A 12,091-nucleotide genomic window follows, 5' to 3' on the forward strand; every position below is an offset into this window, starting at 1 on the left:
CCCATTTAACGAGGATCGAACCTGACGTGATCGATAACGACAAGTTTTGCATCGAAGTGCCCGCGACCTGGAAGGCCGCGCTGGCAGATGGCCGATGGACGCGACAGACGGAAGGGCAGTCGGATGCCGCGGTGTTCCGGCTCGATGCGCGCGACGGATCGCGCCAGTTCATCAAGACCGAACCGGCGGGGCCGCTGGGCGAACTGCGTGACGAGGCGGCGCGACTGCGCTGGCTGGCGACGACGGGCTTGCCGGGTGCGCAGGTGCTCGACGTGGCGTCGGCGGCGGGGCGCGAGTGGATGCTGCTGAGTGCCGTGCGCGGCGAAAATCTCGAAGTCGCGCAGCTCGCGCCGGCGGCGAAGGTCGCGATCATCGCCGACGTACTGCGGGCGCTGCATCGGCTCGATCCGGCAACCTGCCCGTTCGATCACGGCGCTGCGTCTCGCATCGAGCGTGCCCGTGCGCGGATGCACGCGGGGCGCGTCGATGAGAGCAACCTCGACGAGGCGAATACGGGCGTACCGCTCGACGAACTGTTCGCCAGGCTTCAGGCGAGCCGGCCGTCGAGCGAGGACAGGGTCGTGACGCACGGTGACGCGTGTCTGCCCAACTTCATGGTCGAAGACGGTCGCTTCTCGGGCTTCATCGACTGCGGACGCCTCGGCGTGTCCGATCGCTATCAGGATCTGGCGCTGGCGGCGCGTGATATCGAAGCGGATCTCGGTGGCGAATGGGTCACGCCATTCTTCGCGCGATACGGGATTGAACATCCCGATCCGGATCGGATCGCTTTCTACCGGCTGCTCGACGAGTTTTTCTGAGTCCGCGTGACGTTGCGGATGGCGCAAGAGATTGCTTCATTATCCCTCGCGTTCCCGGAAATAAGCAGGAATCCTGCTTTTTTAATGTCCGGCACCGGCATGCCGTAGCGCGTCAACAGCTTCCGTGTTGTCGTGCGACTGCGCGAGCTGCAGCAGCATCTTGCCGCGCCGGTCGACATGATTCGGATTTGCACCATGTGCGACGAGGCGCGGGATCAGTTCGAATCGATTGAACAGCGTGGCGAATTCGAGATGTCGGCGGTCGGCACGAACTCACCGTCACCCCGCACTTGCCTGCCAGCCGAGCCCGAGGCTCTTCTGCAGCGACACGTAGTCCTTGATCAGTTCGGCTTGCCCGGCAATCACGTTCTGCTGCGCGGACAGCGCTTCGCGTTGCGTATCGAGCAGGTCGATCATCGATGCGACACCTGCGCGATAGCGCTCGTCCATCAGCGATCGGGAATGCACGGCCGACGTCTGCACCTTGGTGAGCGCAACGACGTGCTCGCGCTGGTGCCCGTAGCGCTGCAATGCCGTGTTGGCATCCTGCAAGGCACCGAGCACCGCCTTCTGATAGTTCGCTTCCGCTTCGTCGCGCGATGCTTCGGCCGCGCGCACCGCGCCGCGCGTGCGCCCGAAGTCGAGAATGTTCCATTGCAGGTAGGGCGCACCGACCCAGGTGAAGTTCTGCTTGCGGAACAGGTGGCCCGGATCCGTCGCGCTGAAGCCGAGATCGCCGAGCAGCGTCACCTTCGGGAAATAATCGGCGACGTGCTCGCCGATCTGCGCATTGCTCGACGCGAGCCGGCGCTCGGCCGCGCGAATGTCGGGGCGCTGTTTCAGCAGCGTGGCCGGATCGCCGATCGCGATGCTGCCGGGTAGCGTTGGCAGCAGTGCCTCCGGTGTCGACAGTGTTGCGTCGAGCGCACCCGGCGCGCGGCCCGTCAGGATCGCGAGCCGGTCGAGCGATTCCGTCACCTGCGCGTCGAGCGGGATCAGCGATGCGCGCGTGTTTTCGACTTGCGTCGTCAGGCGTTCGATGTCGACATCGGCGGCAACGCCGCGCGCGCGACGCTGCTGCGTGAGTTCGAGCATCTGTTGCTGCAACTCGGCGGTGCGCCGCGACAGCGCCAGCCGCTGCTGCTGGTCGCGCAGGTCGACATACGCGTTCGCGACTTCGGCCGCGATCGACACCTGCGTATCGGCGAGATCGGCGTCGACTGCTTCCGCCTGCGCGGACGCGGCCTCGACCGCGCGGCGCGTGCCGCCGAACAGGTCGATTTCCCAGGTTGCGTCGAAGCCTGCCGAATAGAGCTGCAGCGGACCCGAGCCGCCCAGCGACGGCGACGTGCCGCCCGCCTGGTTCGAGCCGTTCGACGGCAGCAGCGAACCGAGCGCGCTGACGTCCGGCTCGCGCATGCGGATCGCGGCAACGGTGGCCGACGATTTCGGCAACTGCGCCGCGCGCTGTTGCGAGAGCTGCGCGCGCGATGCGCGCAAGCGTGCCTGCGCAGCGTGCAGGTCGGGGTTGTACACGAGTGCGGCGGTGATCAGGTCGTCGAGCTGGCGATCGTTGAGCGCGTGCCACCACGCGCTCGGCGCGGGGGCAGTGGTGTCGACGCCGGAGGCCGGCGCGCGCACGAAGGTCGGTGCATCGGGCGCGGCGGGCGCGCCGCGATAATCGGGGCCGACCGTGCAGCCGGCGAGCAGGCACGCGGCCGCGCACAGCGTGAGCGCAGGGCGACGGGGCAGGGAGAAGGGTTTCATCGCGTAAGACGGTTCAGTGGCCGGACGACATCGGCTGCGGCCCGCGAGGCGTTCTCAACAGCAGCGCGAGCGGTACGCAGGCGAGCAGTGCGAGGCCCAGCAGATAAAAGGTTTCGGAATAGGTCATCACGACGGCCTGGATCTGGATCTGCTGCGCCAGTTGCCCGAGCGCGCGCATGTTCGAATACGCGAGGTCGCCGGTGTGCGCGAACCAGTTGGCCGCATAGGCCGACAGCCGGTCCTGCCCGATCAGCGAGTTGGCCGTCACCGATTCGCGTAGTGCGGCCGTATGGAAGGTCGTGCGCCGGTCGATCACGGTACCGATGATCGCGAGCCCGATCGAGCCGCCGAGATTGCGCGCCATGTTGTAGAGCCCGGCCGCGTCGCCCGAGTCTTCGCGCGCGACGGCCGCCATCGATGCCTGGTTGAGCGGCATCATCGCGAGCATCTGCGCGACACCGCGGATCAGCTGCGACCAGACGAAGTCGTGGCCGACACTTTGCGCGGTCAGGCTGATGTCGAGCATGCAACTCAGGCAGAACAGCAGCAGCCCCGCAATCACGAGGATGCGGAAATCGACCTTGCCGAGCAGGCGCGGCAGGATCGGCATCACGAGAAAGGCAGGCAGCCCCGACAGCAGCATGATTGCGCCCGCCTGTTCCGCGTTGTAGCCGGCGACGATCGCGAGGAACTGCGGCAGCAGGTAGGACACGCCGTACAGCCCGGCACCGACCGCGGACACGATCACGATCACGCTCGCATAGCGCGGGTTGCGCATCAGCGACAGCCGCATGATCGGCCGCTTCGCGAAGATCTGCGACAACGCGATCAGGATCATGCCGGCGAGCGACACCAGGCTCAGCATGACGATCATCTGCGATTCGAACCAGCGTTCGCGCTGGCCTTCCTCGAGCACGACGGTGAGCGAGCTCAGCCCGATTGCGAGGCCGAAGATCCCGAGCCAGTCCGCGTTCAAGAATGCGTGCCATTGCGGGCGGTCCGACGGCAGCCCGAATATCAACAGCGCCATCAGCAACAGGCACACCGGCAGGTTCAGGAAAAAGCACCAGCTCCAGCTGACGTTCTCCGCAAGCCAGCCGCCGAGCACGGGGCCGAACAGCGGCCCGAGCAGCACGATCAGGCCGAACAGCGTCATGCCGACCGGCAACTGCGACAGCGGCAGCCGCGTGCGGATGATGGTCTGCGCGGTCGGGATCAGCGCACCGCCGGTGAAGCCCTGGCCGATCCGGCCGGCGATCATCATCGGCAGCGAATGCGACCAGCCGCACATCATCGAGAACGCGATGAACAGCGCGGAGTTCGTCAGCAGGAAATTGCGCAGCCCGAACACGCGCGTGAGCCATGCGGCGAGCGGGATCATCACGATCTCCGACATCAGGTAGCCGGTCGAGATCCACGTGCCTTCGGTGCCGGTCGCGCCGATTTCGCCCTGGATCTGCGGCAGTGCGGAGTTCGTGATCGAGATGTCGAGCGTCGCCATCAGCGCGCCGAGTGCGCCGGCCGCGACCGCGATCCAGTCGGTCACGCTTGCACGCCCTTCGTGCGGTGGCACCGGCATCGTGGCGGACGGTTCAGCCATGGTGCGTCTCGTCGCGGGTCGAGCGGGTATCGACATCGACCGTCACCGACAGCCCCGGCAGCAGCATGCGCTGCGCGCGGGCGTTCGCGGCGAGGCGGATGCGGACCGGCACGCGCTGGACGATCTTCGTGAAGTTGCCGGTCGCGTTTTCGGGCGGCAGCAGCGCGAACTGCGCGCCGGTGCCGGGCGCGAAGCTGTCGACGACGCCGGACAACGCGCCGTCCGGCAATGCGTCGACGTGCAGTTCGACGGGTTGGCCGATGCGCATGTTGCCGATCTGCGTTTCCTTGAAGTTCGCGACGAGGTAGATCGCGTCGACGGGCACCACGGTCAGCAGGCGCGTGCCGGGCTGCACGTATTGGCCGACCCGCACCGTGCGATCGCCGACGCGGCCGGTGAGGGTGCTGCGCACGATCGTGTTGTCGAGGTCGAGCTGCGCCTGCGCGGCGCTGGCCTGCGCGGCTTCGAGCTGCGCGCGTGCCTGCTGGAGCTGCGCGGTGAACGACGCGATCTGCGTGCGCGCGGCAGCGATCGACGCTTGGTTCGCGGCGAGCGTCGCGGCCGCCTGATCGCGGGTGCTCTTCAGGTCGGCCACGCGTTCGTGCGTTTCCGCACCGGTCGCCGCGAGCGGCGCATAGCGCGTGTATTCGTCGCTGGCGTGCTGCGCGTTGATCCGCGACACCTTTGCCTGCGCGTCGGCCTGTTCGAGATTCGCGTGCTGCTGGCTGATGTCGGCCTCGGCGCGCGTGATATCCGCGCGGCGCGCGTCGACGGTCGCCAGCGATTGCGCGAGCGCGACCTGGTACTGGCGGACGTCGAGCCGCACGAGCGGATCGCCGGCCTTCACGGCCTGGTTGTCGCGCACATACACATCGGTCACGTAGCCGGCGACCTTCGGCGCGGCGGTCATGCTGTCCGCCTGCAGATACGCGTCGTTGGTGCTTTCGATGAAGCGGTCGACCGTCCACCAGCGGCCGAGCCAGACGGCGCCGCCGATGGCCGCGAGCACGGCGGCGACGAGCAGGATGCGTCGTTTCGATCCGACCTTGCCGTTGCGCGGAGTTGTTCCGGTTTCCTGACGATTTGCTTTCTGTGGCGGGTCTTGCAGCGTCGACATGCTGACATCCAATTTATTCCAGGTGGAAGAATTATTCCAGTTGATAAAATTGTGTCAAGTAGAATGTCGGTCGATCGAATGACGAGGAAGGCATGAACGAAGCGAAGAAGCTGCGCCGTACGTCGGCGGGCGGCTACGCCCGCGGCGACGAAACGCGCCAGCGGATCATCGAGGCGGCGATCGAACTGTTCGGCGAGCGCGGGTTCGCGGGTGCATCGACACGCGAGATCGCCGCGATGGCCGGCGTGAACGCGCCGGCGCTGCAGTACTACTTCGAGAACAAGGAAGGCGTGTACCGCGCGTGCGTGGAGACGATCGCGGAGCACGGCTGGGAGGTGTTCGCACCGTCGGTCGGCCATGCGTGGGCGATGCTCGATGCGGACGCGGACGTCGACGTGCTGATCGACGCGTTCGTCGAGCTGCTGCGCGCGCTGTCGGACCGGATGTTCACGGCGCCGAAGACGATGAACCAGCGGATGTTCTTCGCGCGCGAGCAAGGCGGCCAGGAGCCGGCGAGCGCGAGCGAAATCCTGATGACGCGCATGCGCAAGCCGCTCAACGACGTGAGCGCCGAACTGATCGGCCGCATCTCGGGGCGGCCGGCCAACGATCCGGTCACGCGCTTGCGCGCGCTGAGCCTGTTCGGGCAGATCACCGTGTTCCACATCGCGCAGCGTTCGGCGCTGCAGTTGCTCGAATGGGAGGCATTCGAGGGCGAGCGCGCGGCACTGCTGATCGACACGATCGCCGAACAGACGCGCACGCTGCTCGCGCAATGGCACGCGCAGCGCGACGTAGCGGCTGCCGCTCCTGAAGCCGGCTCGAAGCGCGGGCAGGGGGTGGCGGTGAAACGCACGGCGAAGGCGAAGGCGTCAGCACCTGCCGCGAAAAGCACCCGGCGCGTGAACAAGCCCGCCGCGTGCTGAACGCGCCGCGCCGTCAGCCCCGGCCGGTCAACCCGGCTTGCGCGCCGGTTCGGCCGGCGACGACGGCCGGGCCGTCGCTTCGGCGGCATGGCCGTTATCGCTGTTGCGGTCGTTTTCACCATTGACGACGGGCCGCGATCCGTCTGCATACGCGACGACGCTGCGCTGCGGATTGGCGATCCGGATGCCGCGTTCGCGGAACGTCTCCGCGATCCGCCGGTTGAATTCACGCTGCACGCTCCAGCGCGTCGAGTCCGTGCATTGCATCTGCCCGGCCAGCGCGAGCGTCGCGCCGTCGACCTGGTCGATACCCCAGTAGCTGAAGTCCGACAGGATGCCGTCGCGGTATTTCGGATCGTCGCGCAACGCGGCGCCGATCTCCTTCAGCGTCGCGATCGCGCGATCGATATCCTCGCCGTAGGCAATGCTGATCTTGACGGCCGCATTGCCGAGCCCGCGATTCGTGTTGTTGACCGTCGTCACCGAGCTGAACGGGATCGTGTACAGCGACCCGTCGCCGGCGCGCAGCCGCACGGTGCGGATCGACAGGTACTCGACGGTGCCCGACACGCCGGCGAGTGTGACCCAGTCGCCGACCTGCATCGCGTTTTCCATCAGCAGGAAGATCCCGGTGATGAAATCCTGCACGAGCTTCTGCGAGCCGAAGCCGAGCGCGACGCCGAAGATGCTGGCGCCGGCAAGCAGCGGGCCGACGTTCACGCCGAGCTGGCTGAGGCCCGTCAGCACGACGACGAGCGCGATCATCACGAACAGTAGCGAGCGCAGCATCGGCAGCAGTGTGCGCAGCCGCGCCGCACGCATGAGATTGCCTTCGCGCGTCCATCGTTGCAGCCGGCGCTCGATCGCGATGTTCGCGGCTTCCCACACGATGAGTGCGACGATGGCCGCAATCGCGATCGTCACCAGCGCCGACGCGAGCCGGTGGCCGATCGTGCCGGTTTCGAACGCGCGAAAGATCGGTACGCCCCAGATCTGCAGCAGCAGCGCGACGGTCACGATGCCGATCGCGCCCGACACGATCTGGCGCAGCAGCGGGTAGTAGCGGTAGGCGTGCAGATGGACGAGCGTGCGGTCTTCGTCGTGGCCCTGGAACAGCCGCGCGAGCGCACCGAACACGACGATCGACACCATCCGCATGCCGATCATCACGGCGATCGAGCGGCCGCCGAGCGTGATCAGCACGCGGTAGCCGTTGTGGACGTCGAGCGCCCACACGAACCACAGCGCCATCACGATGAATACCGACACGGGCGCCCATGCGTCCGCGAGCGCGTTGCCGATCATCGCGAACGATGGACGGCCCTCGCCGGCCTCACGGATCCGCGCGGCGACGGGCCGGCGGCACTGCAGGATCAGCGCCGAGACCATCAGGTGCCCGACGAGTGCGACGGCTTTCAGCAGCGCGACGTGACCGGCGTCGCTCAGACCGAAGTTCGCGGCGACCTCGACCGCCGCCGTGCAGGCGCCGACGACGATCGCGATCCGCGCGATTGAACGTTGGGCGAAGTCAGCCCATGCGTCACTGATGTGCAGCAACCGCAGTTGCCGTGCATCGGGCTGGAAGCACAGCCGGCTGACGATCGTGACGAGGCGGCAGATCACGTAGATGTCGATCAGTGCTTCGAGCGCGGATTCGATCGGGCTGCCCGCATCGCCGATCGCCGACATCGTCAGGCTCGCGACGCCGACGAACACGAGCAGCGGCACCGCGCGCAGCGCAAGGCTGACGAGCGCGCGCGGCATCCGGTACAGCAGCGTGGTGTGGCGACGTGCGTGGCCACGACCCTCCGACGAGGTGGGCGCGGTGTCGGGGGTGTCCGGCGGCGCGTCGTCGTCGTCGTCGGGCGTGGCGGAGTCGGACGTAACGGACTCGGACTCGGACTCGGACTCGGGCTCGGGCTCGGTCTCGGGCGCAGTGCGGCGCGACGTGTCGGCGCGCCGTGCAGCCACTGCGGCCAGCGCACGTCGCAACAGCCGCTTCGCGAACCATTCGACCAGGAGCGCGGGCACGAGCACCGCGATGATGATCGAGAGCGCGTGCGCGAGATCCGCGCGCGCGTCGGCGCGCACCAGCCGGTCATGCCACCAGCTTCCGACCGAGCCGACATCGAGCAGCGAGCGCAGCGATTCCTTCAGCGCATCGCCGATTTCGGTGGTCCAGCGCGATCCCTGCCGGACCAGCATCGACGCGAGCCCGTTCGACGTGAGCGCGGCCGGGGCCGCGGCAGCCGACGCGCCGCTGGCCGCAGCCGCATCGCTTGCCGAGACCGCTGGCGCGGCAAGCGCGCCGACGGCCGCGATCGCACGCAGGGTCGTTTCGACCTGCGCGCGATCGCGTGGATTTTCGAGCACATTGAGTGCCTGCTGCGCCTGTTGTGGCGTCAGCGCGGGCGCGGTGCCGGAAGCGGCCGACGCGGCGGCCGGGGCGGGCGTGGCCGCGTGGGCGGCCGAGACGACGGCGGCAAGCAGCCAGCCTAGGAGGAAATGTCGCATGGAGTTGGCATGCGGGCGCGCATCGGCGCGCGGCCCGCCGGGCTGAACGATGGACGGAAGTTAACATGATCGCGGTCGGAACCGAATAGTTCCGTCGACGATCATTCGAATCGGGCATACACGACGCACCGCGGGCGATTGCGGCGCGTTTGCGCAGTCATGTGCCTGACGTGGACTGTAGGCAGTCAGATACGGTGGAGCGTTTCAATTACCGGGGTGTAAGGCGTTTGTAACGCCGGCTTGCCGGTAACGGTGAGCGACGCACCCATCGCATCGGAGTAATTAATCTGGAATCCTGCTGAATCACGCTGGCCCGTCGTGAAAAACCGGCAGAACGTGTTCCGCGATTTCTTCGATGACGTCGCGCACGGGACGGTCCGAACCCGGATTCAGCGTGACGTGATGCGTGCCCGCCGCACGCATGTCCTGCAGGATGTCGATCAATGCGTGGCGTCCGGTTGCATAGCCGAGCGGCAATGCGGTGGCTGGCGCATCGGGATCCGCGGCGAGGTCGAGCCGCATCGACACGCCGAATGCGCGAAAGGCCGGCGACGCGAGGCGGTCGACGGCCGCGCGCCACATCGAATAGCGTGCGCGCTGCGTGTCCGGATCGCGGTGGTACGTCATCCAGCCGATCGAGTGACGCGCGATCCAGTCGAGGCTTTGCCCGCCCGAGCCGACTGCCAGCATCGACACCGCGTCGGTGCCGCGCGGCAGCAGCGTGAATTCGGGCGCATCGGGCGGCGCCTCGTCGGGGAGGACGCGCGATGGCATGCCGAGCGCGGCCGCGACGACGTCCCAGTGCGTGCGGTAGCGGTCGCGCCGCGTCTCCGCATCGACGCCGAACGCCGCATATTCGGGCGGCCGGTCGCCGGAGCCGAGCCCGAGGATGAAGCGTCCGCCCGACAGCGTCGCGACCGACAGCGCGCCTTTCGCGATATGCAGCGGATGACGCAGCGGCAGCACGATCGCGCCGCTGGCGAGTGCGATCCGGCGCGTGCGTGACGCCAGTGCGCCGAGCAGGACCCACGGGTCGAGGTGGCCGACCGGGTCGGGGTAGTCGGCGCTGTTCAGCGGCACGTCGCGAATCCACAGCGCGCGAAAGCCGAGCGTGTCGGCCAGCGCCGCGAGTTCGAGCTGCTCGTCGAAGTCGGCGACGATATGGCCGGTGCGAAGCAGCGGAAGCGTGAGGCCGATCGACAACTGCCCGGCCGAAAAGACGCGATGCGCGACATCGGGTTGGGCAGGGGCGGGCGTAGTCATGGGGAATCCTTGGCGGCGGTGCAAAGCGAACGCGCGACGTGGCGTGTCCGAATGCTAGCGTGTTTGCACATCGGGTGCGCGGCACGGGATGCGCAGTGACGGGTCGGGCGTGACCGGTTGGTGTCGAGACAACGCGGGCCATGCGGGCAGCGGGCCGGGCATAATCGGTGCCTTCGGTCATTGAAAACAACGCATCCGGATGAACGTCCTTCAACACATCGCGATCGGTCTGGCGGCGAGCGCGGCGCTCTTCGCGGTTGCGTCCGATGCGCTCGCGGACGATGCGGAGCGCGCCGCTATCTGCAAGACCGCCGAGGAAACGGGCTACACGGCCGACATCCGCAATTGCCTCCGGCTGAAATACGAAGCGGCTGACAAGCGGTTGAATGCAGCCTACAAGGCGAAGATGGCGAACCTGGATGAGCCGGGCAGGGCGAAGTTGCGCAACGACGAGCGCCGCTGGCTCAAGGCGCGGGATGCCGCCTGCGCCGAATCGCGGCAGCCCGATGCAGGCGGCACGCTCGGGCTGGTGGAGGTCGACAGCTGCTTCGTCGACGAAACCGAGCTTCGCGTGAAGGTGATCGACGCCTTTCGTTGAAATGGGTCGAGGTGTCGCGCCGGCCCCGGCGCTATGTCACCCGCAGCGTCGTGCCGCGCAGCGTGAGGCCAAGGCGCGACGCCACGCGTTGCGATGCGCGGTTGTCGCTGTCGGTGCTGTAGAACAGCGTGCGCGTCTGAAGCGACGGCAGCCGCGACCACGCGGCGGTTACCGCCGCCGCGAGGCCGCGCCCCCGAAACGCGGGGGCCGTCGCGAGACCGAGCTCGGCACCGACGTCCGACAACCGCGCGGCGCACGCGACCGATGCGACTTCTCCGTCGACGACGGCCGCGCACCACGGTGCCCACAGATCGGCGGCGCTCCGAAACCCCATCGAGCACAGGCTTTCGGGCAACCCGTGCGTGGACAGCGCATGCAGCAGATGCCGGCCCGCATCGCTGTCGCCGTCGATCATCGCGACGCGTGCGTCGGCGTCGAAACCGAGTGCGTGCGGCAGCGCGTAGACGAGGCCGATATTCCAGTGCGGAACCGGGGCGAGCAGCGCGAGATAGCGTTCGAGATGCGCGGGGGGCGTGCGATCGGCTACCAGCGGTTCGCTGTCGGCCAGGCGCGCCAGTTCGTCTGCGACAGCGGCGGGCACGTCGGCGCGTACGCCGGCCAGGTTGCCATCCGCGCATCGGCCGAGCCAGAAGCGCGGCGCGGGCGAGCAGTCGGGATCGTTCTCGCGTGCGATCCGGCGATCCGGATGCAGGCGGAACAGCGTGCGGTAGTCGATCTCCAGCCAGTCGTGTGCGTCAGGCATGCGTGGGGCAGGGGCTCCGGTCAGGTGGCGGCGAGGTGCGCGAGGAATGCCAGGGCGGGCCCGCGCGTCCCTTCGTGCGCACGCCGCACTGTGGGGCGATTGTAAGCCGATCGACGATCGCGCGCCGATGCAACGCCGTGACGTTGGCGTCAGCCGGGCCGGTGCGGCGTGACGGCGCGCGGTCGACGGTTGCCGGCCGGCAGGCGTTTCAGTTTCGAAACGTTCGCGCTTCTTGGCGGTGCGCGATTCTTGTCGCTGGCCCCGTATCGGCCCGCGCGGCCTTGCGGCGTGAAGCATGGTGCGCTCCTTGCATATCTATGCAGGCCGTGAGCGCGGTCGCGGACGCAGTTGGTCCGGCGATCGCTTCAGTGGGTCGGACGTATCGGAGACGGGGACAAGAGAATGAAAACAGACCGAATCGCAACATGTCATGTTGCAAACATGAATCGCCGACCTGCCGGGTTATTCGTTTCGCCGTTTTTCGAGGCGACGTGAGCGCGCGGCTTTCCGTTCCATCCGAGCAATCGGGTTCGTTCTGAACGACGACGTGCAGGTGTGACGCACGAGGCCGACTGGTGCCGGTCGGCCGTCGGGGATGAACCGTGAATGCCTGTGGATGGCCCGGCCCGGATCCCGGATCGTCATGCTGCCGCGCGCAATGCGAGTCGTCGCGCGGTGTAGGTGTGCGCGCGCCGTGCATCGCGTCGGCGCGCCGGGTCCGA

Annotated in this window: 10 protein-coding genes; 3 read left to right on the plus strand and 7 right to left on the minus strand. The window is 67.7% G+C overall.

All coding sequences use genetic code 11. The features are described from left to right. Positions 1–26: 26 nt before the first annotated feature. Entirely contained in the window at positions 27–821 is a 795-nt protein-coding gene (locus tag LGN19_RS00070) for an APH(3')-II family aminoglycoside O-phosphotransferase (RefSeq protein ID WP_226212768.1), read from the plus strand. Between the two features lie 81 nt (positions 822–902). On the opposite strand, the gene LGN19_RS39710 is transcribed toward LGN19_RS00070, so the two are convergent. The 4 genes from LGN19_RS39710 to LGN19_RS00085 are packed head-to-tail and all read right to left on the minus strand — an operon-like array spanning position 903 to position 5,305. Continuing rightward, positions 903–1,058 carry an ankyrin repeat domain-containing protein gene (locus tag LGN19_RS39710; RefSeq protein ID WP_374104154.1) on the minus strand — a complete coding sequence of 52 codons (156 nt, stop codon included), beginning with the start codon at positions 1,056–1,058 and terminating at the stop codon, positions 903–905. A gap of 42 nt (positions 1,059–1,100) precedes the next feature. Further along, positions 1,101–2,588 carry an efflux transporter outer membrane subunit gene (locus tag LGN19_RS00075; RefSeq protein ID WP_174960808.1) on the minus strand — a complete coding sequence of 496 codons (1,488 nt, stop codon included), beginning with the start codon at positions 2,586–2,588 and terminating at the stop codon, positions 1,101–1,103. 13 nt (positions 2,589–2,601) lie between these two features. Next, positions 2,602–4,188: an MDR family MFS transporter gene (locus LGN19_RS00080; RefSeq protein ID WP_226212769.1), complete on the minus strand. Its 1,587-nt coding sequence runs from the start codon at positions 4,186–4,188 to the stop codon at positions 2,602–2,604. After that, positions 4,181–5,305 carry an HlyD family secretion protein gene (locus LGN19_RS00085; RefSeq protein ID WP_226212770.1) on the minus strand — a complete coding sequence of 375 codons (1,125 nt, stop codon included), beginning with the start codon at positions 5,303–5,305 and terminating at the stop codon, positions 4,181–4,183. The genes LGN19_RS00080 and LGN19_RS00085 overlap by 8 nt, the downstream gene beginning before the upstream one ends. 92 nt (positions 5,306–5,397) lie before the next feature. Between LGN19_RS00085 and LGN19_RS00090 the strand changes: the two genes are divergently transcribed. Next, entirely contained in the window at positions 5,398–6,231 is an 834-nt protein-coding gene (locus tag LGN19_RS00090; RefSeq protein WP_226212771.1) for a CerR family C-terminal domain-containing protein, read from the plus strand. A gap of 27 nt (positions 6,232–6,258) precedes the next feature. On the opposite strand, the gene LGN19_RS00095 is transcribed toward LGN19_RS00090, so the two are convergent. Both LGN19_RS00095 and LGN19_RS00100 read right to left on the minus strand, forming a co-directional pair. Further along, a complete protein-coding gene (locus tag LGN19_RS00095) occupies positions 6,259–8,745 on the minus strand; it encodes a mechanosensitive ion channel domain-containing protein (RefSeq protein WP_226212772.1) in 2,487 nt (828 codons plus the stop codon). Positions 8,746–9,048: 303 nt separating this feature from the next. Continuing rightward, positions 9,049–10,008, minus strand: a complete 960-nt coding sequence (locus LGN19_RS00100) for an LLM class oxidoreductase (protein ID WP_226212773.1) — start codon at positions 10,006–10,008, stop codon at positions 9,049–9,051. Between the two features lie 199 nt (positions 10,009–10,207). Here LGN19_RS00100 and LGN19_RS00105 point away from each other — a divergent pair, with 199 nt between their 5' ends. Beyond that, positions 10,208–10,606: a lysozyme inhibitor LprI family protein gene (locus LGN19_RS00105; RefSeq protein WP_226212774.1), complete on the plus strand. Its 399-nt coding sequence runs from the start codon at positions 10,208–10,210 to the stop codon at positions 10,604–10,606. Positions 10,607–10,637: 31 nt separating this feature from the next. Here LGN19_RS00105 and LGN19_RS00110 read toward each other — a convergent pair whose 3' ends face one another. After that, positions 10,638–11,369 carry a GNAT family N-acetyltransferase gene (locus LGN19_RS00110; RefSeq protein WP_226212775.1) on the minus strand — a complete coding sequence of 244 codons (732 nt, stop codon included), beginning with the start codon at positions 11,367–11,369 and terminating at the stop codon, positions 10,638–10,640. Between the last annotated feature and the right edge of the window lie 722 nt (positions 11,370–12,091).

It is taken from the genome of Burkholderia sp. AU30198 (assembly GCF_020419825.1).
GTDB lineage: Bacteria > Pseudomonadota > Gammaproteobacteria > Burkholderiales > Burkholderiaceae > Burkholderia.

What these genes read in the sequence shown, in the direction of transcription:
- LGN19_RS00075 (WP_174960808.1), bottom strand. Translation starts at nt 2,588, where the DNA reads ATGAAACCCTTCTCCCTGCCCCGTCGCCCTGCGCTCACGCTGTGCGCG.
- LGN19_RS00080 (WP_226212769.1), bottom strand. Translation starts at nt 4,188, where the DNA reads ATGGCTGAACCGTCCGCCACGATGCCGGTGCCACCGCACGAAGGGCGT.
- LGN19_RS00085 (WP_226212770.1), bottom strand. Translation starts at nt 5,305, where the DNA reads ATGTCGACGCTGCAAGACCCGCCACAGAAAGCAAATCGTCAGGAAACC.
- LGN19_RS00090 (WP_226212771.1), top strand. Translation starts at nt 5,398, where the DNA reads ATGAACGAAGCGAAGAAGCTGCGCCGTACGTCGGCGGGCGGCTACGCC.
- LGN19_RS00095 (WP_226212772.1), bottom strand. Translation starts at nt 8,745, where the DNA reads ATGCGACATTTCCTCCTAGGCTGGCTGCTTGCCGCCGTCGTCTCGGCC.
- LGN19_RS00100 (WP_226212773.1), bottom strand. Translation starts at nt 10,008, where the DNA reads ATGACTACGCCCGCCCCTGCCCAACCCGATGTCGCGCATCGCGTCTTT.
- LGN19_RS00105 (WP_226212774.1), top strand. Translation starts at nt 10,208, where the DNA reads ATGAACGTCCTTCAACACATCGCGATCGGTCTGGCGGCGAGCGCGGCG.
- LGN19_RS00110 (WP_226212775.1), bottom strand. Translation starts at nt 11,369, where the DNA reads ATGCCTGACGCACACGACTGGCTGGAGATCGACTACCGCACGCTGTTC.